The sequence below is a fragment of the Methanobrevibacter sp. genome, assembly GCF_017431965.1.
Classification (GTDB): domain Archaea; phylum Methanobacteriota; class Methanobacteria; order Methanobacteriales; family Methanobacteriaceae; genus Methanocatella.
On sequence record NZ_JAFRKB010000014.1, the window covers coordinates 1 to 25,369 of the forward strand.

Here is a 25,369-nt window from a genome sequence, read left to right on the forward strand (position 1 = left end):
AAATCCAAATCTTCTTTTGTTAAAGAAGGATGTACTGGTAGGGAAATTACATTATCCGCTGCAATTTCTGCATTAGGACAATCACCACCAAAGCATAATGATTTATAGATTGGTTGGTTGTATAATGGAATCGGATAATGAATACCAGTTCCAACACCACATTCATTGATTATATCGACCCAATCATCACGATTTCCTTTTTCAACACGAATTGTATATTGGTGATATACATGTTTTGAATCATATGCACAATATGGTGTGATAACACCTTCCACATCTTTTAAACCTTCATTCAAATATGCGGCATTTTCAATTCTTTTATCATTGAAATCATCGATTTTATCTAATTGCGCAAGCCCAATTGCCGCTGAAATATCAGTCATCCTAAAGTTATATCCTATTGCATCGTGGTGATATCTTACAGTAGCTCCATGTGCCCTGAACATTTTAGCGTTTTCAGCCAAATCTTCATCATCAGTAGTAATTATTCCTCCTTCAGAAGTGGTCATGTTTTTAGTTGGGTAAAAACTAAAACAAGCCATATCTCCCATACTTCCTACTTTTTTACCGTTAGAAGTTGCTCCGTGAGCTTGAGCTGCATCTTCAATAACAATTAAACCATGTTTTCTGGCGATTTCATTGATTTTATCCATGTTTGCAGATTGACCGTATAACTGAACCGGCAAAATGGCTTTAGTATTTTCAGTTATTAATTTTTCTATAGAATCTGGATCCAGTGTATAAGTTTTTAAATCGATATCTGCAAAAACAGGTTTTGCGCCAGTGTATACAATTGCATTTCCACTTGCAATAAATGTGAATGGAGTAGTAATTACCTCATCACCTTCGCCAATACCGCAAGACAATAAAGCTACATGCAATGCTGCTGTACCTGAATTAACAGCAATCCCATATTTTGCTCCAACCCATTCAGCAAATTTTTGTTCAAATTCTGCCACTTTAGGTCCTTGAGCAATCATCCCTGATTTTAAAACTTCAACTACATTTTCTATTTCTTCTTCTCCAATAATCGGTTTTGCAATAGGAACTTTAATCTCTGACACATTTATCACCAAATTCTAGAAATTAGATTAATTACTATACTAATATTTAAATCTAATAATATTTAAAACATTACATAATTAACAAAAGAATTTATGAGTGAGAACCAATGGATGAATATAAAATAAAAAGAATTGAAGAAGGGCTAACAAAAATTGAATTTCCCGAATTTGAAAAAGTTTCATCTGAAGCACCCGTTTTTTACAATCCCCACATGGAATTAAATAGAGATTTATCGATTCTTGCAATCCAAGTATTTCAAAAAGAAGAGGATAGAGAAATAAATATTTGTGACTTATTCGGCGGTAGCGGAATACGTGGAATCCGTTATAAGAATGAAATTTCCGGTGTGGACAATGTTGCCATAAATGACATTAGCGAATTGGCCAACGAATATGAAAAACACAATATCGAATTAAATGATTTAGAAAATATTGAAGTTTATCAACATGACGCAAGCATGTTTTTAAGAATGAAACGAGGGGAATTTGATGTTATTGACATTGATCCTTTTGGAACCCCTTCCCCGTTTCTAGATTCAGCGGGATATTGCGCTCGCAGAAACTCATTATTGTGCGTTACAGCAACAGACACTTCGGCATTATGCGGAACTTACAAGGAACCATGTATCCGCAAATATAACGCCAAACCTTACAAAAGCGAGTACTGTCATGAAAATGGGATTAGAATCCTGGCCGGTTTTGTTGCACTCACTTTGGCAAAATATTCAAAATGCATCGATATAAAAATGTCCCACAGCACTGAACATTATATGAGATTATACATAAAAATTGAAAAGGGATCAAAAAAGAGTGATGAGTCTTTAAAAAATATGGGATACATCAGTCATTGCAGCAATTGTCTTCACAGACAGACAAGTTACGGCCTAGCAAGTGCGATTGAAGAAACCTGTCCTGTTTGTGGTGAAAAATTAATACATGCAGGTCCATTATGGCTAGGAAATATTCAAAATAGAGAATTTATCCAAAAAATGATTGATGAAACCGAACATAAAAAAATAAATACTGAAAAAGAAGCATTAAAACTCTTAAATAGTTGTCTTAATGAAGCAACTGCTCCCGCAACGTTTTTTGATGTGCATTCAATCTGCAAATCTTTGAAAATAAGTGCTCCAAAGCTTGATTTAATATTTGAAGAGATACAAAATAATGGATTCATAGCCATCAAAACACATTACAACCCACTGGGCATAAAAACTGATGCAAATATTGAAGAAATAAAAAGAATATTAATCCAATTATCAAAAGAATAATAACAATTTTGAATTTCAGGATAATTTTTTAGCATCTAAAATTATAATTTTAAAAATTTTCCAAAATATTTATAGTTAGTAGAAAAATATTATAAAAAATGAAAAATAACCTTAAAAATTAAAAAAAATATATTAACTTTTAAATAATATAAAAGAATAATATTAACTATATATTAAATTCAACAAAGTTTATATAAAAAATTCGTTGATTAAAACTGAAGTGATTATATGGTAAAAACAAAAGATAATGTTGTAAAACTTGACGATACAGATATAAACATCTTAAAAATCATTAATGAAGATGTAAGAACATCCTACAGACAGATTTCCCGTAGTTTAGATGTTTCTGTAGGTACTGTACACAACCGTATAGACAAAATGGTTAAATCCGGCGTAATCAAGAAATTCTCACCTGTTATCGACCACGAAAAACTTGGATTTGTTTTAACCACAATTATCGGAGTAAGAGTCAAAGGTGGAAAACTTAAAAACTGGGAAGAAAAAACCTTCTTCAACAAAAATGTCGTTGGAATCTATGATGTTACTGGAGAATATGATGCATTCCTAATTGCAAAATTCAGAAACACAAATGAATTAAATGCATTTATCAAAGAACTATTGAAAGATCCAATTATAGAAAGGACTTACACCCAAACAGTTCTTGATGTTATTAAAGAAGATATGGGCTCTTCAAACATTTTATAAAATTTTTAAATTTAAAGCAGTTGAATAAAAACAACTGCTTAACAACCCCATTTATTTTTCAACTACTTTTTTTAAAAAAATATCAAATTTGATATTAATTTATTGTTCAATTATTTACAATATAATTAGATTTTATTAGAAAAAAACACATCTCAAAATCAAAATATCTTTTAAATATATAAATATAAAGACATCAATAAATAGTAGTACTTAATCAAATATTTAAGAGGTTATAAAATTGGCAGTATGCTTACCCGACACCCAAGATGACACTCCAAGCATACCTATTAAACTTACAAGAGTAGGTGTAACAGGAGTAAAAAAATTATTACAACTAGAAAGGGCAAATAAACGACCCATAATTTTACTACCTACATTTGATGCATTTGTAGACTTACCAAATGATCAAAAAGGGGTACACATGTCCAGGAATCCTGAAGCAATCAGTGAAGTTCTTGAAACTGTTGCTGAGGATTCAAGCGTAGATGTTGAGACATTATGTGCTAGAATTGTTGATTGTATGATGAAAAAACACGAATATGCTAAACGTGTTGAAATATCTATGACCACTGATTTTATGTTTATGAGAGAGTCTCCAGTAACTAAAAATAAAACCCAAGAAATGGCTAAATTAATAGCAAAAGCTATTGGCTTAAGAGATGAAAATGGAAATGTTTCCATTAGAAAAAGTATTGGTGCTGAAGTTATTGGAATGACTGTTTGTCCATGTGCTCAAGAATCTGTAAGAGAATCAGATAAAAACAAATTATTAGAATTTTTAGATGCAGAAACAACCCAGAAAGTTTTAGACACAGTTACTTTTGCTTCACATAATCAGAGGGGAGTTGGAACATTGTTAATGGAAGTTCCGGAAGATAAAAATGTGAAAGCAGAAGAGTTCATCGACATCATTGAAAATTCCATGAGTTCACCAGTTTGTGAATTATTGAAAAGGCCTGATGAAAATGCAACTGTTATGAACGCTCACAGAAAACCTGTATTTGTTGAAGACTGTGTAAGAAACATGATGGAAACAATAGCTAACAAATACTCTGATTTCCCTGATGATACCCTCATAACAGCACGTCAAGAAAATCATGAAAGTATTCACAGACACAATGCGTTCGCTGAAAAAGTAACAACAATGGGCGAATTAAAAGAAGAATTAAATATTCAATAGGATATGATTTAATGAGAAAAACTTATGAAATTGCAGGAGAAGTAATGGGCTTTTTCGATTCATTTAAGGGCTCAAGACCTGCTATTAATAATGACAGAATCCTAATTGTAAGAGGAAGATCAAGAAAAGTTATACCAATTGAAGAATTTGATTCAAAACTTACTGAAATTGGAGAAATACTTGGCGGAACTGAATTAGAAGCAACTTCCGAAAAAGTAGAAGAAATTCTCAAAGCTGGAGACAAACATATCAAAGAAAGCAACATTTCTACAGGAGACATTGACAACAGAGGTTTCATAAGAGTTAAAGAAGAATTGGAATCAATGGGTCTTGTAGTTGGATATAAAATATTTGAACTTCCAAGTTTTGATGTGGTTATTGCAATTTGGGAAGATAAAAATGAAATACCTCCACTTTATGTGGAAGTTACTGTTTCAGAACGTGAAGAGTGAAATATGTCAGATTTAAATAAAGAAAATATTCTCACTATATTAAATGCAACCGATAGTGAAATTATTAAATTCATGGCAGAAACTGCAAAATATAGGGAGAATAACCTTATTACTTATTCTAAGAATATTTTTATACCATTAACTGAAATTTGTCGAAACGACTGCGGATATTGTAATTTTAAAAAGAATCCGAATGACCCGGAAGCGATTATCCTAAAAACCAAAGAAGAAATCTTAAAAGATTTAAAAGAAGCCGAAAAGTATGGTTGTAAAGAGGCCATGTTTGCTTTTGGTGAAGATGCCGATGAGGAAGATGTTGTTAAATTAAGATTACAAGAATTTGGTTATGACAAAATGATTGACTACATTGTCGATGTTTGCCAGATGACCTTGGATGAAACTAGTCTGCTGCCCCACACCAATGGCGGAAATTTCAGCTATGATGATTTAAAACGATTAAAAGAAGTAAATGCTTCAATGGGTTTAATGCTTGAAAATTCATCAAAACGATTGATGGAACTGCCTGCACATAATAAAAGTCCTGGAAAGAATCCGACTTTGAGATTGGAAACAATATCCAATGCAGGAAAGCTAAAAATTCCATACACTACCGGAATTTTAATAGGCATCGGAGAGACAAAAGAGGAAATCGCCGAATCATTACTTGAAATTAAAGACATATATGACAAATATGGACATATTCAAGAAGTGATTATTCAAAATTTTACACCAATTCCCGGAATTGAAATGGAAAATTGGGCAGAACCAAGTTTTTTAGATATGATTAGAACTGTCATTGCTGGATGTTTGGTGTTTAAGGATACTGATGTAAGTATACAAGTTCCACCTAATCTAAATAATGATACTGCGCAAATATTTTTATTATGCGGTGCTGATGACTGGGGAGGAGTTTCACCAGTAAGTCCAGATTTCGTCAATATCACATCACCTTGGCCTGGAATTGACGAACTTGAAAACTTGACAAAGGATGCAGGATTTGAATTAATCGAAAGGTTATGCGTTTATGAAAAATACATCAATGATGAATGGTTAAATGACTATCTATTGGAAAAAATAGCTAATTTATCCTAGCATCAACAACCACATGCTCAACACCGGGAGCATATTTTTTTATTTTATTTATTTTCAATACATCAACGTCGCGATTGCCTGCCTGAGACCTGATTCTCTCGACTGGTCGTGTGTTCATCAACTTTTCGGGCACTGTTTCATGATAATGCAAAATCCCCCCTTCATTAAGACTATCAATAGCTACTTTTAAGTAATGGTGAGTTGTCTTGACATATCCCATTACTATGCGATCCGCTTTATAATTAGGAGCATAAACCATGCAATCGCCCAAAATCGGAGTGACATTTGTTAGTTTATTTAATCTGATATTTTCATTTAAATAAAAGTAAGAATTAGGATTTATTTCAATTGAATAAATCTGCTTGGCATTTGAGTGGACACCAATAGGGATGGAAAAATATCCAATACCCGCAAACATGTCTAAAACAGTTTCCCCGTCTTCAACTAATTTGGCAATTCTCACTCTTTCATTATTATTCCCTTTAGACCACATTACTTTAGCCAAATCAAGTTTAAATAAACAACCGTTTTCCTTGTTAATCGTTTCAGTTTCACTACCATACAACACATCATAAACAGGTTCCCTTTTAGTTCCTTGAATGTGGTCGATTTTCATTATTGTTTTTGCTTTATGCTTTTTGGATAACATTTCCAATTCTTCTTGTGATTCATAATGAAAGCTATTATCCAAAATCAGGATATCTCCTATTAATTTCCATTTCAATTTATACACCTTTGATAAGAAAAGTTTATATATGCAAATAGATAATATTAATATTGTTAGTTTATACTAATAATTGATTCTGATTTTAAATAAAATTAATATAAAATTTGTTAAAACGATTTTATAATATTCAACCTAAAAGTAGTTGAAATAAGATATTTTAAATACTGTATGAGGTGTATTTAAATGGACGATAAAATACTAGAAGGTACAACAACCGTTGGAATTACTTGTAAAGACGGAGTTGTATTTGCAAGCGAAAGAAGAGCTAGTATGGGAAACTTAGTAGCTCACAAAGTCGCAGAAAAAATATTTAAAATTGATGATCACATTGTAACTACCATTGCTGGATCAGTGGGAGATGCACAAAGTTTAATGAAAGTTATTGAAGCAGAAGTTTCTCTTTACCAAATGAGAAACAACGATGAAATTAGTGTTAAAGCTGCAGCTTCATTAACTGCAAACATTTTACGTTCAGGACCAATGTATGTTCAAACATTACTTGGTGGAATGGACGGTGACAAACCATCTCTTTACTCATTAGACCCGGCAGGTGGAATGATTGAGGATACTTATATCTCAACTGGATCAGGTTCTATCGTTGCATACGGTGTTCTTGAAGACAGATTTAGAGATGATTTAACAACCGATGAAGGAATTGAAATAGCCATAAGAGCTATTAGAGCAGCTGCTGAACGTGACACATACTCCGGTAACGGATATTTAGTTGCTAAAGTGGATGCAAATGGATTTGAAATGTTAGATAATGAAAAAATTAATGAGATTCTTGAAAAAATATAAGTAAGCTAATTTTTCATAACTAACTATTTTTTTATATAACATAGTGTAGGTAGTTTATGAAATTTAACTAATTATAGCTTAAAGCTTTTCATAAACTATTTGTACTACACAAACTTTTTTTGAAGGGATTATATGACTTCAGACATTTTAGAAGATATCAAAAAAGAGATTTTACATAAACTACCAAATGAAATTCAGGTTTCAAAGGTTGAATTTGAAGGACCCGAAGTTGTAGTTTACACTAAAAATCCGAAAATTATAACTGAAAATGGCGATCTTATAAGATCACTTGCAAAAGAACTTAGAAAAAGGATCATTATTAGATCTGACAAATGCGCATTACTTGAACCAGAAGACACAATAAATAAAATTCATGAAATAGTTCCAGACGGCGCAGAAATTACTGATATTTATTTTGATACTGTTACTGGCGAAGTAGTGATTACTGCAAAAAAACCAGGATTAGTTATTGGAAAATACGGTGTAACATCAAGAAATATTGTTAAAAATACTGGATGGGCTCCTAAAATTTTAAGAACCCCCCCAATCAGTTCTGATATTATTGGAAAAATCAGAACAATACAAAAGAACAGCAGCAAAGAAAGAAAAAAAATGTTACAACGTCTTGGACGTCAAATCCATCAGGGCAGCAAACACCCTAATGATTGGGCCAGAGTTACTTCCATGGGAGGATTTAAAGAAGTAGGACGTTCATCAATGCTTTTACAAACACCTAACAGTCGTGTTTTATTAGACTGCGGTGTGAATGTTGCTGCATCAGACAATAAAACTGCATTTCCATACTTGAATGCACCTGAATTTTCAATTGAGGAATTGGATGCTGTCATCATTTCTCACGCTCACTTAGATCACTGTGGATTTGTACCTTACCTTTACCATTATGGATATGAAGGACCTGTTTATTGTACAACTCCAACAAGAGATTTAACTACACTTTTACAATTTGACCACTTAGATATTGCTCACAGGGAAGGCAATCCTTTACCATTTACATCAAAACATGTGAAGCAAGCTATTAAAAATACAATTACTCTAGATTATGGAGAAGTAACTGACATTTCTCCAGATATCAGATTAACATTACATAATGCGGGACATATCTTAGGTTCAGCAATATCCCATATGCACATTGGAGACGGAGCTCACAACTTAGTTTATACAGGGGATTTCAAATACGAACCTTCAAGATTACTTGAACCTGCAACAATCAGATTCCCCCGTGCCGAAACAGTAATTATGGAAAGTACTTACGGTGGAAAAGAAGATGTGCAACCATCTAGGAACAATGCTGAAAAAGAAATGATGAAAACAATCTACAGAACACTTAAACGTGGAGGAAAAGTATTAGTTCCAGTATTTGCTGTGGGAAGGGCGCAAGAACTTATGGTTGTATTAGAAGAATATATGAGACATGGATTAATTGAAGAAGTGCCAATTTATATTGATGGTATGATTTGGGAAGCTACCGCAATCCATACAGCAAGACCTGAGTACTTAAGCAAAGACTTAAGAGACCAAATATTCCACATGGGAAGAAACCCATTTGTTTCAGAAATGTTTGAAAAAGTTCAAAATCATGACCAAAGAAAAGAAATTGTTGAAAGCAGACAGCCAGCAATCATCTTATCTACTTCAGGTATGTTGACTGGAGGAAACTCCGTAGAATACTTCAAATGGTTATGTGAAGATGAGAAAAACACATTAATCTTTGTAGGTTACCAATCTGAAGGATCAATGGGTAGAAGAGTTCAAAAAGGATGGAAAGAAATACCTCTTGAAGACGAAGATGGTAGAACTAGACAATTTATTGTAAAAATGGAAATAAAAACAATCAATGGATTTAGTGGACACTCAAACAGAAGGCAATTAATGGAATATGTTAAAAGACTCAATCCAAGACCTGAAAAAGTCATAACTTGTCATGGCGACCCTTATAAGGCTGTAGATTTAGCATCTTCCATCCATAGAAGTTATAAAATTGAAACTAAAACTCCAATTAATTTAGATTGTGTTAGAATACACTAATTGAAAAAAACAATTAAATACTTAGTAAAACAAAATATATAGTAAAAAAATATTGTTTAATACAATATTACTTTATTTATTTCTAATTAAATTAAACAAATAATGTTTAGGTGTTAAAATGGTTACTTATTCAGAATCTGGTGTTGATATAGACCTTGAAGCTGTTACTGTTTCAAAGTTGGCTGATAAGCTCAAATCAACATTGTCTTATAGGGATATTATCACTGACAGTGGTCATTATGCTGCTTTAGTGAGATTAGGGGATAAAGCTATTGCAATGAGTACTGACGGTGTAGGAAGTAAAATCTTAATTGCAGAAATGATGAATAAATATGATACAGTAGGTGTAGACTGCATAGCGATGGTAGTTAATGATATCCTATGTGTAGGAGCAGAACCAATAGCATTAGTAGATTACCTTGCTGTTGAAAAACCTGACCCTGAAAGAGCTTCTGAAATTGCTGAAGGTCTTGTAAAAGGCGCTGAAGAATCAAAGATAGCAATTATTGGTGGTGAAACAGCATCACTTCCGGGAATTATTAAAGATTTTGATTTAGCAGGCACAGGAATTGGGTTTGTAGATATCGATAAAATCATTACAGGTGAAAATATCCAACCTGGAAATGTGTTAATCGGTATTGAAAGTAATGGTATTCATTCAAACGGATATAGTTTAGCAAGGAAAGCGTTATTTGATGATGCTGGTTTTACTGTTGATGACAAAATGCCAAATGGTGAAACAACTATCGGTGAAGAGTTGATTAGACCAACTGAATTATATGTTAAACCTATTGTAGCATTATTTGAAAAAGAATATGAAATTAATGGACTTGCACATATTACAGGTGGAGGTTTTACAAACCTTAGACGCTTGAAAAAAGGTGTAGGTTATGACATAACCGATCTTCCAGAAGTTCCAGAAATATTTAAACTTATTTATGAACAAAATGTCGACATTGAAGAAATGTACAAGGTATTTAACATGGGAGTAGGTTTTGTTGTAATTAGTGAAGAAAATGAAGCTGAAAAAATTATGGATACTTTAAAAGAATATTGCAACTGTCAAATTATTGGAAAAGTAACCGATGATGAGAAAATAAAAGTTAAAGCTTTTGAAGGATCTGAAATTGAATACTGATTTGATAAGGATTAAGAGGGTGTGTAAATGAAAATAATGAAAGATAATGAAATAGCTCTTGTTAAAGAAATCTTAAAGAAATTAGGAGCTAGTGAAGAAGACAGAGAATATGTTGCCGAAGCAACAATAGACGCAGATTTAAAAGGATTTACATCACATGGGCTCGGCAGATTCCCACAATACTTAATTAGTATCGAAGCAGGAACAATTAACTTAGAAGATGATATTGTAATTGAAAGAGAAACACCAGCAATCGCTTTGATTAATGGTAACAGTGGATTTGGACAAGCTGTATCCTATAAAGCAATGCAATTAGCTATTAAAAAAGCTAAAGATGTGGGAATCGGATGTGTTGGTGTGCATAATAGTAACCACTTTGGAGTAACTGGTTTTTATTCCGATTTAGCATTGAGGGAAAACTGCATTGGATTAGTCCTTGCAAATACAGATCCGGCAATTGCACCATTAGGTGGAAAAACACCTTTAATCGGAACCAATCCACTTGCATTAGGTATTCCATCTGAAACTTATATTACAGTGGATATGGCAACTTCAATTACTGCACGTGGAAAAATTATCGAATCAAAAAGAAAAGGTTTAGACCTACCTGATGGATGGGCATTAGATAAAGATGGAAATCCAACTAATGACCCTGAAGCTGCTCTTGAAGGCTCAATATTGCCATTTGGTGGATTTAAAGGATATGCTCTTGCAGCATTGATTGAAATTTTAACCGGTCCTTTAGTACAAGCAGGATATGGTCATGGTGTAACAGGTACTGCTTCACCAGATAAAGACTGTACTAAAGGGGATTTGTATGTTGTAATTGATCCATCCAAATTTGGAGATTTTGGAGAGTTTGTAGCAAATACCGAAGACTTTGTTTCCCAAATCAGAGCAACCGGCGAAACCGTAGCAATTCCTGGAGATTTAGAAGTAAAAAGAATTGCTGAAGCTGAAGCTAATGGTATTACAATTGATGAAAAATTATATGAACAATTAAAAGAAATCTGTGACAATTTAGATATTGACATAGATTCCTACATAGAAGAATAAATTTTTATTCTTCAAATTCTTTTTTTAAAAATAGACTATTCTTTTTTATATTTGGCATAAAAACCATCAGTATCAGCATATATAGTATAAAAACCATATTCTTCTGCTTTTTTTATTGACGATTTAATGTATTGCCTTCCCCATGAGGTAATGGCTTTTGCACATTCAAATGAATACCACCTGAATCTAGGAAAACCATAAATACCATACATAGTATTTGCCAACCTTTTAATGGCTTGTTGCTGTACATCCAAAGCTTTTTTCTCAGTTTCATCTTCACAGGCTTTCATTTCATGTTTGATTCTAAATCTTTCTTGTAAAATTTTATCAATAACTGATGGAATGAAACCTTGAGGTGTCTTTTTGAATTTCAAACCATGTTCTGGTGAAATGTTATATTCATCCTCATTTTCAACATCCCCCAAAACCATCACATCCGGAGAGATGTTTTTAGATATGATAATACTTGGATATAGACTTCTAAAATCAAATTGAACTAGATTTTCATGAAGGCCAGTTTCCGGTTCCTTAACATAGCCCCCCTCGTTATCTTCTGCATTAGCGCGGTCAGCGAAGTTAGAACCTTGTTTGTTTGGAATAACTTCCCCATCAAAATATGCCTGTTTAACCAAAAACCATTCAGCCTGTTGGCCTGTAGCCATTCGGCTTACATCAAATAACGGTTGCCCGATAATACGGGTAAGTTCTAAATTAAGCGGCAATGTCTGTTCGGCTATTTTTAAAGTAGAAATCACATCATCCAATGAATAATCAAATAAATTGTCTAACTCCTCGCCGCCATTGTCCCAGAACTCCCAAATTTTTTCACCGGGAACATCAATTTTTTCTTCACCGAACAATTCATAATAGACCCTTTCCAAAGTATATCTTTCTAATGTCATGTACCTCCTCATTACAAGGTATAAATCTACATGAATTAATCCTTTTAGAGAAGCTGCATTGGCATAACCCCTTCTGATATATCTAACGTCAGATTCATCCATACCAATATCCAAATCAACACCTAAAATCTTAGCTCTATCCTTAAGATATGGGAAGTCAAAGTTATCCGAATTGTATCCAACAATGATATCCACATTATTTTCCTTAATGATTTTTGTAAATTCTTCAATCATTTCCCTTTCACTGGCAACTTGATTGACAAAATCATCCCTGTCCTTTGAATTTGTTTTTGTAGATATGACCTGATTGATACCAAAGTTACTGGCAACGCCTATCATGATAATTTCATCCTCTTCGGAGTTTGGCATTCCATGAGGGTTTCTAACTTCTAAGTCAAAACTTAAAATTCTAAATTTTTGAGGATACTCATCAACACGTTTTAGCCTATCAGTTAATTTAATAATTTGAATATCCTGTCTTTTAGAATCCAAATCAAGAAACGAATCAACTTCCTCCCCAATAGCTATTACTTCAGTCATAGGAATAACATCACGGTCCATAAGGTATCTCCTATAAAAAGGAATGTCAAATTCTCTGATCTGGAGCACACCTTCAATATCCCTTAATTTATCTCTGTTTTTTGCTAGCTCCTGAGGATGGATAAAAGTAACTTTCAAAAATTCCTTTTCGATTTGAAAATCTTTTTTAACTACTTTTTCAACACGAACAACATCTAGATTTTCCTGAATTTCCAATATACACTTATCAATGTCTTCCGGGACAACATACAAATATGGTTCAAATGTATCATCCAATAAAACCACATTTTTATCCCCGTCCTTTGAAAATAATCGAATTACGGGTTTATCCTTATGTGTAACATAATCAATGTCTAAAATAACAACATTTCTTTCCATATTATTCCTCACCAAGAAGATATTCATTTCTATAGCTATCCAAAACAGCATAAGTTATTCCTAAAATCAACGGACCCACAATAAAACCAACAACACCATAAACCAAAGGCCCTGCCAAAAATCCGATTAGCAATATTAATGGGTGGATATCTGCATAATGACTGGATAATGCTGGTCTAATATACATATCAATAGTGCTTAGGAAAAATCCAAATAACAACACTATTACGGCACGGGTGTAATTTCCTGTAGTCATATCTATGAAAAATAAAGCCCAATAAATAGGCCAAGGCCCAAATACTGGAATTAACTGAAGTATTCCAGTTAATACACCTAAAAATATACCGAATGGGTATCCTAAAATAGAATAGCCAATGCATCCAAAAATACCAATAATGAGTGAAGTTAAAAAGTGTCCGTAAAATATGCTTTTTAAAACATTTTTAACTGAATCAACAGTGTTGTCAAAAAACTTTTTAGAATCATCTGGAACGAATGACTTTACAAAGTTCAAGCAGTTATCCCCATCCCGAACGAAATAGAATACTGAGCATACTAAAATAAATAAATCCAAAATAATATTGGCGAATTTGCTGAAAAATTTAACTGTATAGTTTAAAATGTAACTTCCAATATTATTGATTGTACTGTCAATATATGAATTAATAGCGCTTAAATCACCATTAGGCAGATATGCAGAAATTTTATTTACCCCTGAAAGTAAATCAACACTTTGATTGTTGGCTAACACCCATGTAACGAATGTGGAAACTTCGAATATGATATAAAAAATCAGCAGGAATAGAGGTATCAATACTACAATCATTGCCAAAAAAATAGATGGAGACTGATATCTCAATTTAGATTGAAATTTACGAGCTACCGGCCTGATACCATAAGCCAAAATAGCCCCTAGGATAATCATGTTTAAAACAGGAAATACTATCATTAAAGATACTACTAACAAAAACAATATCAATAATATTGGCGGGGTTAAATACTCTTTAATGTCAATTTCCATTTTATCACCTTAATATTTTAAACCGGAAGCATCTCTTCTATATTTTGCAAATTCAGTTATTTTACTAATTTTATCATTTTCAAAAACAGGACCTTCAACACAGATTCTCCAACCTTCACTATCAACACAGCATTGTCCGCATATTCCTAATGCACATTTCATGTATCTTTCCAGAGAATACTGGGCAGGAATTTTTGCATCTTCAAGAATGTCGAAAATCCCTTTCATCATTATTTCAGGTCCACAAACAAATGCATAATCATAAGAAGAGTCTTTAAGCAACTCTTTTAAACAGTCAGTTGCAAAGCCCTTAAAACCAAAACTTCCATCATCAGTGCAGTTATGGACATTGGCGCCTATCTTTTCAAGTAAATCTGAAAACAGCAATTCCTCTTTGGTAACGGCAGCTGAGATAACATCAACATTATTGCCTTTTTTAACTAAATCACTGGCAATTGCATTAATAGGAGCCATTCCAACCCCTCCACCAATAGCAATTATATTCTTTGCCTCAAATGAATTATTAAAACCATTACCATAACTGCCCCTAATTCCGATTTGATCTCCAATATTCAAATCATGCAATTGAGAAGTGAATTCACCTATATTTTTAACACTAATAGCCAACTCATTATCATTAATTTGTGAAATGGACATAGGTTTTTCATTTTTAAAATTCCAAACCATTATAAATTCACCTGGATTCGGGCGACCTAATTTTTCCATGTCCCAATCAAATTTAAAAGTTTTAATTGTAGGAGTTTCATCAATAATTTCTTTAATTTCAACAATTTTCGGTTCATTAATCATTTTTACAACTCCTCATGTGCAAGTCCAACCATCTCATCAATTGATGAAAATCCCTTTTCGGTCATGAACTTTGCTAAACCATTATTAATCTTTTTAAATACTTCAACACCCTTATCCATTATTGCCGTACCGATTTGTACTGCACGAGCGCCAGCATAGATAAATTCAACAACATCTTCAAAAGTATAAATTCCCCCAACGCCTATCAAAGGAATATCAACTGCTTCGTAAACTGAATAGACATTCCTTACGGCTATCGGTTTAATTGCACGGCCACTCATTCCACCAAATTTATTTGATAAAACTGGTCGGGCCACATCGATGTTGATTTTCATTCCAGGCCCTAAAGTATTAATTAAAGATAGGGCATCTGCACCTGCATCTTCACATGTTTTTGCGATTTCAGTAATATCAGTTACATTAGGTGTCAATTTGGCAATTATCGGTACATCAGAAGCATCTTTTGAAGCTGAAACTATAGTGTGGCTCAAATTACAATCCTGTCCAATTGAAGCACCGTAACCGTCCATTGCATGAGGGCAAGAAATGTTTAATTCAATCATATCAACGTATTCCTGAACTTCACTAACCAATGTAGAAAACTCATCCGGTGTTGCACCATAAATTGATGCAATTACAACATTATTCTCATGATTAATCTTTTTCAATTCCTCTTTGAAGTTTTCAACACCCGGATTGGAAAGTCCAATTGCGTTAATGATGCCTCCTTCAACCGCGACGGTTGTAGGGTTTACATAACCAGGATGAGGATTTAAAGAAAAGGATTTAGAAACTACGCCTCCAGCACCTGATTTTAAAATCCAATTCATTGATGAAGCATTACTTCCCATAATGCCTGCCGCCAGCATCAATGGATTTCTAAATTCCACTCCACAAACATTTGTTTTTAACATTATATCAACCTAAATATTATTTCTGATTTTAATTATTTAATTAGTTTTTGTTAATTTTTCAATAATTTCCTGATATTTTTCATTTTGCAATTTTAAGCTAATGACATTAGTTTTATTGGATTTGATTAATTCTTCTTTAGATTTTATTAAATTGTCAATTTGTTCATCCTGTTTTTCGATGATTAAATCCTTTTGTTTTAGTAAATCTTCATAAGTTTTAGAAATTTTTCTTAATTGAAGCTCTAAATTTTGCGAATTTGAACTTATCTGATGCTTGTAATCATCGATTAATGACCTTAAATATTTTACTTGATCATGCTTGTCTTCAATTATTTCTTCCTTTTCCTTGATTTTTTCTTGAAGCTCATCCAATTCCTTCATTCTAGCCTTGTCATAATCGATTTTTGTGTCTAATTTATCTTCCAAATTTTTATTTTCATATTTCAATTTAGTTGAATACAATTTTAATTTATTTATCTCTTCCTTTTTAGCTTCAAGTTCCATATTAAGCTCATCTATCTCGGCATTTTTAAGCTCAAGTTCATCTTTCAAATCTCCAATACTCTGTTTTGACATAATTACAAATCCAATAATTATAAATTCTATAAACTATTTTAACCTTTAAATAAATTAAATCTTTTTATAATATAAAAAAAATATTTTAATTCATGGAATGTTATATAACTTACTGCATCAAAGGATATTTGGCTTTTAATGAAGATAATGAAATAATAGCTAAAAAATTATTCCCTGAAGATGAAATTGTCCAAAGATTTGCAGATATCAATGATAAAAAAATTGTCAAAGAAGAGCTTGAGATAATCGAAGAAGTTTCAAAGGATTATGATGAAATCATCATCGAGTCAAATAAACGATTATCCGATTATGATAATGAAAAAATTAAAATTGAAACCCCTAATCGGGCAGGGGAATATCTTAGAAATAACTATAAAAAATTTAACTTAGACAATGATGAAATTACCGAAGTATATCAAAATTTAGCAATCTATAAGATTAAAAAAGAATCTGCCTCTGAAGATAAACACTTGATTCAGGCAGTTAACTCCATTGATGAAATAGATGAGACAATATCCAAACTGATTGAAAGAATAAGAGAATGGTATGCATTATATTTCCCTGAAATGGACATTATTAAAAATAATGAAACTTATATAAAGTTAATTTCTCAGAATAAAACAAAAGATGAAATCATAAAAGCAAAGCCTGATGCATTTCCGAATAATATTATTGATCTTGAAGATGACATCAACATTGAAGATCTGGAAATAATGAATAATTATGCCAATTCCATCTTTGAACTTCAAAAATCCAGAAAAAATATCGAAGAATATATTGACCATAAAATGGAATCCATAGCTCCAAATTTAAGGCTGTTAGTTGGTTCAACATTAGGCGCGAAATTAATTTCACATGCAGGAGGAATAAAACGCCTTGCAATGTATCCATCCAGTACAGTTCAAATTATGGGTGCTGAAAAAGCATTATTTAGGCATTTAAAGAGCGGGGATAGGCCACCAAAATATGGTTTAATATACCAACATCCGCAGGTTCGTGGCGCTAAATGGTGGAATAGGGGAAAAATTGCTAGAATGCTTGCTGGAAAAATATCTTTAGCTGTTAGAAGGGATGTTTTTACTAGAACCCTTGATGAAAATGTTGCAGATGAATTTAAAGATAAAGTTGAAGAAATAGAAAAAAATAATCCATTTCCAACAAAAACTACTAAAAAAAGAAAAGAAGAAAAGTCCAAAACAAAAAATAAGCGGAAAAAAGGAAGAAATAAAAAGAAAAGGAGATAGGCCATGAAAGTGTATTATAAAGATGGAAATGTTGCAACTAAAAATTTGACTCCCGGAATATCAGTATATGGAGAAGAATTAATTATAGAAGATGAAGAATATAGGATATGGAATCCTAGACGCTCAAAACTAGCAGCAGCCCTTTTAAATGGGTTGGAAAATCTAGAGATTCTGGACACCTCAAAAGTATTGTACTTAGGTGCATCAACCGGAACAACTGTTTCCCACATTTCAGACATTGTAATCAATGGAAGGATATATGCTGTTGAATTTTCACCTACAACAGCCAAAAAACTAGTCCAACTTTCCCGCCAAAGGCTTAATATTTCTCCGATTTTAGGTGATGCAACCAAACCCAAAGGATATCTAAACATTGTTGAAAAATCAGACTTAGTATACTGTGATGTTGCCCAACCAAATCAAAGTGAATTGTTTATGAAAAACATGAAATTATTTTCCAAGGATGATGGAGTAGGTCTTTTAATGATAAAAGCTAGAAGTATTGATGTCGTACAAAAACCTAAAAAGATATTCAAGGAACAAGAAAAGAAATTGAAAGAAAAAGGTTTTAAGATTGTTGAAAAAGTAAAACTGGAACCATACGAAAAAGACCATATTGCATTTTTAGTAGAGAAAAACTTTTAAAAAAAAATAAGTAATTTTACATCGCAAATGAGAAAAAAAATAGCTGTGAGAAATATAAAAAATTACTACAAAAATACCAAAAAAGTATTACTCCAATACCTTTTTATACTATGAAATAAAATATAAAATATGCTAATGCAAATAAAATAAAAGTTCATTGAAACGTCCTTTAGGTTGATTCACTCTATTAATCACTCCATTTAACTAACGCCTAAAGGCATGAACTTATTTTATTGAAATACTTATTTTAAAAAGATTTTTTTTCAAAGAAGATTTTTCTTATTTTATTTAGAAAAGTATTACTTTTTAATGCTTGAATTCGTTTAAAAAATTACAACATGCACTCAATAATTGAATCAGTTAAATGTTTAAATTGAAATTAACTTTGAACAGAAAATAAAAATACATATCAAAAATAAAATAGATACAAATTGAAAATTAAAAAATAAAGTATAATGAAAGAATTAATTTTTTCAACAAATTTTTTAAAAATACCGATAAGACATGCAAAACATCACTATCCAAAATATCGATTTTACATTTAAAATTCCATATGGTTTTAGACAATACAGTTAAAATAAATTAACATGAATTAAAGAATATCAAAGTGAATATTAAAAAAATAGAATATTAATTTATATATCTACATCTAACTATATTTTTTTTGAAATTACATCCAAAATTGTTTTTGCAATTTCCCTTTTTGATGCAAGAGGAACTGATAAAACATTTTCATCAACAATCAATACCTCATTGTTATCAGATCCGAAACTACAACCCTCTTTTGAAATATCATTTGCAATAACTAAATCTGTACCTGCATCGGCAATCTGCTTTTTAGCACAATTGATTATATCATCACGAGATATATTAAATTCAGCCTTAAATCCAACCAGGAATATTTCAGGATTGATTTTTTTAATTTGACGAATGATTTTAGTGGTTGGTTTCAAATTTAGTGAAAGTGAAGTACTTGAATCAATTTTCTTATCTGATTTTCTTCCAAACTCAAAATCCGAAACCGCCGCTACAGAAATGAAAACATCATAATCAGAAATTAAACTTAAAATAGCATCATTCATTTCGCTACTAGTTTCAACATGAATTACGTCAAAAACAGAAGGAATATCCACAGTGACATTAGCCACAACTAATGTCAAATCAGCACCGCGAATATAAGCCTCTTTAGCTAGTTCCAAACCCATTTTTCCAGAAGATTTATTAGTTATTCCCCTAACAGAGTCTATGGGTTCATAAGTTCCACCCATACTTATTAAAATTTTTTTACCTTTGATAGTATCATTCCTTTTTATTTAAATTGATAGTTCTCAATGATTCAAGAACAATGTCTTCTTTTGATGGAAACTTAGCTTTTCCCTCATCCATTCTTGGATTGATAAATATAGCAGATTTTTCGTGCTTAATTTTATCGATATTTTCCTTAATTGCAGCATACATTGAATCATGCATTGAAGGAACAAAAATAATCGGCGTATCATGACCATAAGCTGTAATCAATAAAGTTGAAATTGCATCATCAGCTATCTTATGGGCAAACTTAGAAATTGTATTTGCAGTGGCCGGCGCAACCAATATCAAATCTTCCTGAGAATATTTGACATGCTCTATTTTACCTGTTAACTTAGTTACAACTTCGTTGCCGGTTGCGAATTCCATAGAATTTGGATGAATGATTTCACATGCAGCCTCACTCATAAAGCATTTAACTTCAACATCGTTTCTTCTAAATTCGCGAGCTAATTTTATTGATTCGGTAGCTGCAATACTACCTGTAACACATAATACAATCATTTTAAAACACCTAAAAAAAGAAATTAAGTAATTTGAATGTCTGATAAGATATAATCAAAAACATACAAATTATCTTCAAACTGACCTACAGGTGCACTATAAAGCAAAACATACGCTTGACCTCCTTTTTCAAACCAGACTGCCTTATGTTGCTTTTGAACACCATCTACATTAGATGTATAAATATATTCCAGTGCATCATTCCCTTCAAGGACTAAAGATCCTGAAGAGACAATTTCATAATCCGGATCATTTTCCATTGATTTGTAGGTACTGTTAACAAAAGTATAAAAATCTCCTTCAATCGGCCTTTTTTCAACATTAATATTCACTTGACCAACACCAAAGGAATCTATTGAATTTAATTTAGATATTGCCATTATTGAATCTGCAGATACTGCTTTTGAATTTCCCCAATCAGAAGGGTAAGTAATAGTAATGCCACTATTGGATAAAGTTAAAATGCTGGTGGCATTTGAATCTGCACTAACTACTGAAACAGACATGAGCAACAGCACCAATGTTAATATAACAATACCTCTTTTCAATATTTTCTTCTCCATAGTTTCACCTTTAATTAAGAGGATTATCCTCAGTTACCCTGATTTGAAGGATTGTCTCCACCACCATCATCAGAACCACCACTATCAGAACCACCACTATCAGAACCATCGCTATCCGGAGTGGATGGACTACTTGAATCATCAGTAGTAGTTTCAATTGTGGAATAAGAATAATTTGAATTAGAATCTGATGTCGTGTTAGTAACCTTCACTTCATTAAATTCAGGGAATGCAGTATCTTGAACGATAGCTACAGAATCTGAATTGGACAACTCATTAAAATCAAAATTGAAAATACCATATGCAACACCTGCGGTAAATCCTATTACTAATATCAATAACAATAATAATTTAAAAGTACCACTATCCATTGATGATTTTTTAGTTTTATTATATTTTGCATCACCTTTTTTAGGATTAATGATATATTTCTGAACCAAATCTTGTTCTTCTTTTTTCTTATTTTTGGTAGGCTTTCTACTTCTTTTTCTCTTTTTAGCAGTATTGCTAGTAGATTTGCCTTGCATAGATCTAATTCTTCTAGTAGCTGCTTGAGCATCGATAGTATTTAATTTGTCTTCATATTTAGAACGAAAATAACTATATTTGTCAGCAGAAATCTTACCCGTGTTATAATCGTCTTCTAAACTAGCCATAATTTTAAGAAGTTTTTCTCTATCGTCTGACATACCTACCCTCCATAAACATTATAATGATATAATATATTGAAACATTGATTTATAAGTTTAACTAGAATTCAGGATAAGAACCTAAAACTTTAAAAAAATAAGTATTTTCCTTTATTTCTTCCAATATGTTCTGTATGATAACCTCATCTTTATGACCTATAAAATCTACAAAGAACAAATATTTACCCAAACCTTTTTTAGAAGGCCTAGATTCGATTTTGGTTAAGTTAATGTTATTCTTTTGAAAAAATCCTAGAATGTTATATAATCCTCCGGGACGGTCCTCATAAATCGAAAAGATAATCGAAGTTTTGTCTTTTCCAGTTATTCCATGACTTTCCTTCGAGAGAACAACAAATCTTGTTTGATTATTATCCATGTCCTGAATATTGGATTCAAGAATTTCCAAATCGTATAATTCCGCGGACTTTGCATTGCCAATGGCTGCTTTAGTTTTATCGCCGATAATGCTTTTTGCCGCTCTTGCAGTACTTATCGCATAATGAGGTTGTATTTTATGTTCGGCGATATACTCCTGACATTGTGCAATAGCTTGAGAATGAGAATATACGTCGCTGATATCTTCTAATTTTGTTCCAGGATTTACAATTAGGTTTTGATTGATTGGAATAATTATCTCATTTACTATTTGTAAATCAAATTTATGGGCTAAAGAGTCTAAAGTTATTCCCACAGGACCCTCAATGGAATTTTCAATTGGTACAACACCCAAGGAACATTCCCCATTTTTTACGCTTTCCATTACCGCAGGAATAGTGCAATAAGGAATTAACTCACCACCAACCAGACTAGCCGCTTCATGAGTGAAAGTCCCTTTAGGACCTAAAAAAGATACAAATGTAATATAAATTCCCCCTAAAAAAAATAAAAAAAGAGATATTTAAGATTCTAATTTTTCAATTAGTCTTAAAATATCAGTTTGAGTTATAATACCCACAACTTCACCATCTTCAACAACTGGCAATCCATTAAAACCAGTTTCCATGATGATATTAGAAACTTCAGTTATGGACAAATCTTTTGAAACAAAAGTTGGGTTTTTAGACATGATGTCTTCAACCAGAAGATCTTTAATTTGAGATTTCTGATACTTTTCCGGGACAGATTTTCTAAATTCGATGAAAGCCCTCATCAAATCTTTTGAAGTAATCATCCCAACAAGTTCCCCCTCATCGACAACAGGCAATCTGCCAACATGTTCTTCAAGCATTAGTCTTCTTGCATGAATAATCCTTTCTGTTGGAGATACTGAAATTAAATTTTTAGACATTATTTCTTTTACAGTTATCTTATCAAATGCAATTCCTACTGCAAGAGTAACAAAATCGGCTTTTGATACTATTCCAACCATTTTATCATCGTCCATTACTGGAACAGAACCAATGCCTTTATCCAACATTATTTTTGCGACTTCACCTAATCTCATTGATTGAGGAACTGTAATGACATCTTTAACCATTACAGATGAAACATGAAGTCTTGATGCAGGCATGCTCTCATATTTTGAAGAACCGAGCTTGTTTGCAATATCCCTTTCTGAGATAATGCCAACCAACTCTTTATTATTAGTTACAGGTAAACGAGATACATTATGTTTGCGGAATAGTTTCAACGCATCAGTAAGATTTTGATCTTTGTCTACAGTAATTAAATCTTCAGACATCAAATTCTTAATTTGCATATTATCATCTCCTATTTAATACTTAATATCTTTTAACTGCATTTAATATGTCCCTTTCAGTGATAATTCCCATTATTGCATCATTTTTAACAACCGGCACTCCACCAATATTCTTTTCGGCAAACAGTTCGCATAACTCTCCGATAGTCATTGTAGGTTCGACGGTTATAGGGTCTTCAACCATTATTTCAGAAACGATTGTTTTTAAAACATCAGTTGCTAAATTAGAATTTAAATGATCGAACAATTCTTTTGCATTTAAGAATCTTATAACATCAGTGGAAGTTAAGATACCTAATAATTTTTTAGCTGCTTTAGAAATATCTGCTTCCCCTCCAACAATTGGAATTCTTCTTAAACCATTTCTAACCATGATTTTACATGCTCCTTCAAGAGGAGTTCCAGGAGTTGTAGTGAATACTTTAGGACTCATATAATCTTGTACTGTTTCTTTTCCTGCCACTCCGGCTAAGGATAAAGCAATATCCCTTTCAGTAACAATTCCTGCAAGTTTTTCGTCAGCATCAGTGAGAGGTATAGCACCTAATTGATTAGCCAACATTGTATCAATAGTTTCTCCAATAGAAGCTTTGTGAGATAATGTGATTAAATCACGTGTCATAATTTCTTTGACAGGCTCGTTGATTGCTGCTAAAAAGTTATCTTCATATTTTTTCTCAATAATATTGAATTTTTTTCCTCCGCCAAAGAAATCTAATATATCCATTACGGTTACAATACCTAATAATTTACCAGAACCAGGGTCTGTAATTGGCAATCTTCTAAATTCATGTTCCATCATAACTTTAGCAGTGTCTTTGATACTTTTTGAAGGAGGGATAGAAATTACATCTCTAGTAGCAATAGCCATGATGTCCCCTTCTTTATCATGAACTTTAGTTTCGCGTTCAATTGCACCTGTATTTGATTTTCTGTTAATGGATGTTTTATCTTTCATATTCGCACCTCTAATATAATTATATTTCCTTAAAAATAAAATCAATTCATTAAAAACAAAATTACTCAATATCCAAAATTTTATGAATCTGAGGAATAGTAACAACTTCAAAATATTGCCCAACAATCTCGGAAAACTCAAATAATTTAAAATTAAGGTCCTTCCATTCATTCAATGGACTAGAAGGTTGGATAATTATTTGAAGGCCACTTTTGCTTGAAATATTATCGGATAATTTTTTGATTACCTCTTTAAATGACTTTATTTTTGTTGAAGGCAATATAACTACTTTACAATATACATTTATACACTTCGCCATTAATAAATTTAGTGATTTAATCTCATTTGAAAAAATTTCCTCATCAAAATCACCGTCAAAATGCTCAGGCAATTTTATATCTAAAGAGACCACATCTAATTTTTCAATTAAATCAATATTGTCTGGCAAAGTACCATTTGTTTCCAGCATGATATCCAAATCAAAGTTTTTACTAACCTGTGAAATAAACTCAGGATATAAGCTAGGCTCACCTCCAGTAAATGAAATAGTTCTGCAATCAGGAGTCAATAATCTGTTAATTTCATCTGTGACCTCTTGAGGAGTCATTGACTTTCCTGATTTTTCAGATTTACTGTCATTGGTGTCACAGTAATTGCAATTTAAATTGCAACCTGCAAATCTAACAAATATTTGTCTTTGACCTATTAAAAGGCCTTCACCTTGAAAAGATGAAAAAATTTCAATTATTGGAGCTTTCATCATAAATCTTTCCTATACATTGCTCCCTGACCGATTCCCTCATTTACGCAAACTGAAACATATTCAAGATTATCATATGTTTCAGAAAGTTTTTTTGATAAAGTTTCTGCAAAAAACTTTGATAATTCTTCAGCAGAAGTATAGGGAAGCGGTAAAAATACGCAGTCCACAGATGGAAGAGAATACCCTTTACCATCAATTTTAAAGTAAACTGATTTTTGATTTTTTAAATCAAAAATAGAATCCTTGTCCTTGTCAAAATCCTTAAAATCAATTAAGTTATTGTAAACGGGAATTAATAATCTGTGATCCAGTTCATCACAGAT

The 25,369-nt window shown here is 32.2% G+C and carries 26 protein-coding genes and 1 pseudogene; 11 read left to right on the top strand and 16 right to left on the bottom strand.

Features of this window, described 5'->3' with window-relative positions; translation table 11 throughout:
- Window positions 1-1,064: DegT/DnrJ/EryC1/StrS aminotransferase family protein (locus tag IJI93_RS01485; RefSeq protein WP_292818913.1), on the bottom strand; the 1,064-nt coding region annotated here is incomplete at its 3' end.
- Between the two features lie 107 nt (window positions 1,065-1,171).
- On the opposite strand from IJI93_RS01485, the gene IJI93_RS01490 reads away from it, so the two are divergent.
- The 5 genes from IJI93_RS01490 to cofG all read left to right on the top strand — a co-directional run bounded on the left by IJI93_RS01490 (window position 1,172) and on the right by cofG (window position 5,764).
- Window positions 1,172-2,335: a tRNA (guanine(10)-N(2))-dimethyltransferase gene (locus IJI93_RS01490; RefSeq protein ID WP_292818916.1), complete on the top strand. Its 1,164-nt coding sequence runs from the start codon at window positions 1,172-1,174 to the stop codon at window positions 2,333-2,335.
- 228 nt (window positions 2,336-2,563) lie between these two features.
- On the top strand, window positions 2,564-3,040 hold the full coding sequence (locus IJI93_RS01495; RefSeq protein ID WP_292807033.1) for an Lrp/AsnC family transcriptional regulator: 477 nt from the start codon (window positions 2,564-2,566) through the stop codon (window positions 3,038-3,040).
- A 238-nt stretch (window positions 3,041-3,278) separates the two neighbouring features.
- Window positions 3,279-4,220, top strand: a complete 942-nt coding sequence (gene mptA, locus IJI93_RS01500) for a GTP cyclohydrolase MptA (protein ID WP_292818919.1) — start codon at window positions 3,279-3,281, stop codon at window positions 4,218-4,220.
- 11 nt (window positions 4,221-4,231) lie between these two features.
- Entirely contained in the window at window positions 4,232-4,672 is a 441-nt protein-coding gene (locus IJI93_RS01505) for a DUF2120 family protein (protein WP_292818922.1), read from the top strand.
- 3 nt (window positions 4,673-4,675) lie between these two features.
- Window positions 4,676-5,764 carry a 7,8-didemethyl-8-hydroxy-5-deazariboflavin synthase subunit CofG gene (gene cofG, locus IJI93_RS01510; protein ID WP_292818925.1) on the top strand — a complete coding sequence of 363 codons (1,089 nt, stop codon included), beginning with the start codon at window positions 4,676-4,678 and terminating at the stop codon, window positions 5,762-5,764.
- On the opposite strand, the gene IJI93_RS01515 is transcribed toward cofG, so the two are convergent.
- The gene (locus IJI93_RS01515; RefSeq protein WP_292818928.1) at window positions 5,751-6,488 is read right to left on the bottom strand and encodes a class I SAM-dependent methyltransferase family protein; all 738 of its coding nucleotides are present in this window, start codon (window positions 6,486-6,488) and stop codon (window positions 5,751-5,753) included. The two genes, cofG and IJI93_RS01515, sit on opposite strands and share 14 nt — an antisense overlap.
- Window positions 6,489-6,674: 186 nt before the next feature.
- Between IJI93_RS01515 and psmB the strand changes: the two genes are divergently transcribed.
- The 4 genes from psmB to comC all read left to right on the top strand — a co-directional run bounded on the left by psmB (window position 6,675) and on the right by comC (window position 11,529).
- Entirely contained in the window at window positions 6,675-7,289 is a 615-nt protein-coding gene (gene psmB / locus IJI93_RS01520) for an archaeal proteasome endopeptidase complex subunit beta (protein ID WP_292818931.1), read from the top strand.
- A gap of 132 nt (window positions 7,290-7,421) precedes the next feature.
- Window positions 7,422-9,335 (top strand): beta-CASP ribonuclease aCPSF1, encoded by a 1,914-nt coding sequence (locus IJI93_RS01525; protein WP_292818934.1) that lies wholly within the window; start codon window positions 7,422-7,424, stop codon window positions 9,333-9,335.
- Between the two features lie 118 nt (window positions 9,336-9,453).
- Window positions 9,454-10,473: a phosphoribosylformylglycinamidine cyclo-ligase gene (gene purM / locus IJI93_RS01530; protein ID WP_292818938.1), complete on the top strand. Its 1,020-nt coding sequence runs from the start codon at window positions 9,454-9,456 to the stop codon at window positions 10,471-10,473.
- Between the two features lie 27 nt (window positions 10,474-10,500).
- Window positions 10,501-11,529 (top strand): L-sulfolactate dehydrogenase, encoded by a 1,029-nt coding sequence (comC, locus tag IJI93_RS01535; protein WP_292818941.1) that lies wholly within the window; start codon window positions 10,501-10,503, stop codon window positions 11,527-11,529.
- Window positions 11,530-11,564: 35 nt separating this feature from the next.
- On the opposite strand, the gene IJI93_RS01540 is transcribed toward comC, so the two are convergent.
- From IJI93_RS01540 to IJI93_RS01560, 5 genes are read right to left on the bottom strand one after another with little or no spacing between them, the layout of a single operon-like run.
- Window positions 11,565-13,349 (bottom strand): DNA-directed DNA polymerase, encoded by a 1,785-nt coding sequence (locus IJI93_RS01540; protein WP_292818944.1) that lies wholly within the window; start codon window positions 13,347-13,349, stop codon window positions 11,565-11,567.
- A gap of 1 nt (window position 13,350) precedes the next feature.
- Entirely contained in the window at window positions 13,351-14,370 is a 1,020-nt protein-coding gene (locus IJI93_RS01545; protein ID WP_292818947.1) for an AI-2E family transporter, read from the bottom strand.
- A 9-nt stretch (window positions 14,371-14,379) separates the two neighbouring features.
- Entirely contained in the window at window positions 14,380-15,180 is an 801-nt protein-coding gene (locus IJI93_RS01550) for a dihydroorotate dehydrogenase electron transfer subunit (RefSeq protein WP_292818950.1), read from the bottom strand.
- Between the two features lie 2 nt (window positions 15,181-15,182).
- A complete protein-coding gene (locus IJI93_RS01555) occupies window positions 15,183-16,094 on the bottom strand; it encodes a dihydroorotate dehydrogenase (RefSeq protein WP_292818953.1) in 912 nt (303 codons plus the stop codon).
- A 36-nt stretch (window positions 16,095-16,130) separates the two neighbouring features.
- Window positions 16,131-16,670: a glycosyl transferase gene (locus tag IJI93_RS01560; protein ID WP_292818956.1), complete on the bottom strand. Its 540-nt coding sequence runs from the start codon at window positions 16,668-16,670 to the stop codon at window positions 16,131-16,133.
- A 92-nt stretch (window positions 16,671-16,762) separates the two neighbouring features.
- Between IJI93_RS01560 and IJI93_RS01565 the strand changes: the two genes are divergently transcribed.
- On the top strand, window positions 16,763-17,914 hold the full coding sequence (locus IJI93_RS01565; protein ID WP_292818958.1) for an NOP5/NOP56 family protein: 1,152 nt from the start codon (window positions 16,763-16,765) through the stop codon (window positions 17,912-17,914).
- Window positions 17,915-17,917: 3 nt separating this feature from the next.
- A complete protein-coding gene (locus tag IJI93_RS01570; protein WP_292818960.1) occupies window positions 17,918-18,559 on the top strand; it encodes a fibrillarin-like rRNA/tRNA 2'-O-methyltransferase in 642 nt (213 codons plus the stop codon).
- 653 nt (window positions 18,560-19,212) lie between these two features.
- Here the strand turns inward: IJI93_RS01570 and IJI93_RS01575 are convergent.
- The 9 genes and pseudogenes from IJI93_RS01575 to IJI93_RS01615 all read right to left on the bottom strand — a co-directional run.
- A complete protein-coding gene (locus IJI93_RS01575; protein ID WP_292818963.1) occupies window positions 19,213-19,827 on the bottom strand; it encodes a phosphopantothenoylcysteine decarboxylase in 615 nt (204 codons plus the stop codon).
- A gap of 31 nt (window positions 19,828-19,858) precedes the next feature.
- A complete protein-coding gene (locus IJI93_RS01580; protein WP_292818966.1) occupies window positions 19,859-20,371 on the bottom strand; it encodes a flavoprotein in 513 nt (170 codons plus the stop codon).
- A 23-nt stretch (window positions 20,372-20,394) separates the two neighbouring features.
- Window positions 20,395-20,934: a PsbP-related protein gene (locus tag IJI93_RS01585; protein ID WP_292818969.1), complete on the bottom strand. Its 540-nt coding sequence runs from the start codon at window positions 20,932-20,934 to the stop codon at window positions 20,395-20,397.
- Window positions 20,935-20,963: 29 nt separating this feature from the next.
- Entirely contained in the window at window positions 20,964-21,623 is a 660-nt protein-coding gene (locus IJI93_RS01590; protein WP_292818973.1) for an endoglucanase, read from the bottom strand.
- A gap of 61 nt (window positions 21,624-21,684) precedes the next feature.
- Window positions 21,685-22,488, bottom strand: a complete 804-nt coding sequence (pheA, locus tag IJI93_RS01595) for a prephenate dehydratase (RefSeq protein ID WP_292818989.1) — start codon at window positions 22,486-22,488, stop codon at window positions 21,685-21,687.
- A 36-nt stretch (window positions 22,489-22,524) separates the two neighbouring features.
- Window positions 22,525-23,325 (bottom strand): CBS domain-containing protein, encoded by an 801-nt coding sequence (locus IJI93_RS01600; protein ID WP_292818976.1) that lies wholly within the window; start codon window positions 23,323-23,325, stop codon window positions 22,525-22,527.
- 22 nt (window positions 23,326-23,347) lie between these two features.
- The gene (locus IJI93_RS01605; protein ID WP_292818979.1) at window positions 23,348-24,283 is read right to left on the bottom strand and encodes a CBS domain-containing protein; all 936 of its coding nucleotides are present in this window, start codon (window positions 24,281-24,283) and stop codon (window positions 23,348-23,350) included.
- A 61-nt stretch (window positions 24,284-24,344) separates the two neighbouring features.
- Window positions 24,345-25,043, bottom strand: coding sequence for a 7-carboxy-7-deazaguanine synthase QueE (locus IJI93_RS01610; RefSeq protein ID WP_292818982.1), 699 nt, complete (start codon window positions 25,041-25,043; stop codon window positions 24,345-24,347).
- Window positions 25,043-25,369 (bottom strand): annotated as a pseudogene (locus IJI93_RS01615) (6-carboxytetrahydropterin synthase); the annotation flags it as partial. The pseudogene IJI93_RS01615 and the gene IJI93_RS01610, both read right to left, overlap by 1 nt.

Coding starts and splice junctions, on each gene's coding strand:
- IJI93_RS01490 (WP_292818916.1), top strand. CDS start 1,172: ATGGATGAATATAAAATAAAAAGAATTGAAGAAGGGCTAACAAAAATT.
- IJI93_RS01495 (WP_292807033.1), top strand. CDS start 2,564: ATGGTAAAAACAAAAGATAATGTTGTAAAACTTGACGATACAGATATA.
- IJI93_RS01505 (WP_292818922.1), top strand. CDS start 4,232: ATGAGAAAAACTTATGAAATTGCAGGAGAAGTAATGGGCTTTTTCGAT.
- cofG (WP_292818925.1), top strand. CDS start 4,676: ATGTCAGATTTAAATAAAGAAAATATTCTCACTATATTAAATGCAACC.
- psmB (WP_292818931.1), top strand. CDS start 6,675: ATGGACGATAAAATACTAGAAGGTACAACAACCGTTGGAATTACTTGT.
- IJI93_RS01525 (WP_292818934.1), top strand. CDS start 7,422: ATGACTTCAGACATTTTAGAAGATATCAAAAAAGAGATTTTACATAAA.
- purM (WP_292818938.1), top strand. CDS start 9,454: ATGGTTACTTATTCAGAATCTGGTGTTGATATAGACCTTGAAGCTGTT.
- comC (WP_292818941.1), top strand. CDS start 10,501: ATGAAAATAATGAAAGATAATGAAATAGCTCTTGTTAAAGAAATCTTA.
- IJI93_RS01540 (WP_292818944.1), bottom strand. CDS start 13,349: ATGGAAAGAAATGTTGTTATTTTAGACATTGATTATGTTACACATAAG.
- IJI93_RS01545 (WP_292818947.1), bottom strand. CDS start 14,370: ATGGAAATTGACATTAAAGAGTATTTAACCCCGCCAATATTATTGATA.
- IJI93_RS01550 (WP_292818950.1), bottom strand. CDS start 15,180: ATGATTAATGAACCGAAAATTGTTGAAATTAAAGAAATTATTGATGAA.
- IJI93_RS01555 (WP_292818953.1), bottom strand. CDS start 16,094: ATGTTAAAAACAAATGTTTGTGGAGTGGAATTTAGAAATCCATTGATG.
- IJI93_RS01560 (WP_292818956.1), bottom strand. CDS start 16,670: ATGTCAAAACAGAGTATTGGAGATTTGAAAGATGAACTTGAGCTTAAA.
- IJI93_RS01565 (WP_292818958.1), top strand. CDS start 16,763: ATGGAATGTTATATAACTTACTGCATCAAAGGATATTTGGCTTTTAAT.
- IJI93_RS01570 (WP_292818960.1), top strand. CDS start 17,918: ATGAAAGTGTATTATAAAGATGGAAATGTTGCAACTAAAAATTTGACT.
- IJI93_RS01575 (WP_292818963.1), bottom strand. CDS start 19,827: ATGGGTGGAACTTATGAACCCATAGACTCTGTTAGGGGAATAACTAAT.
- IJI93_RS01580 (WP_292818966.1), bottom strand. CDS start 20,371: ATGATTGTATTATGTGTTACAGGTAGTATTGCAGCTACCGAATCAATA.
- IJI93_RS01585 (WP_292818969.1), bottom strand. CDS start 20,934: ATGGAGAAGAAAATATTGAAAAGAGGTATTGTTATATTAACATTGGTG.
- IJI93_RS01590 (WP_292818973.1), bottom strand. CDS start 21,623: ATGTCAGACGATAGAGAAAAACTTCTTAAAATTATGGCTAGTTTAGAA.
- IJI93_RS01600 (WP_292818976.1), bottom strand. CDS start 23,325: ATGCAAATTAAGAATTTGATGTCTGAAGATTTAATTACTGTAGACAAA.
- IJI93_RS01605 (WP_292818979.1), bottom strand. CDS start 24,283: ATGAAAGATAAAACATCCATTAACAGAAAATCAAATACAGGTGCAATT.
- IJI93_RS01610 (WP_292818982.1), bottom strand. CDS start 25,043: ATGAAAGCTCCAATAATTGAAATTTTTTCATCTTTTCAAGGTGAAGGC.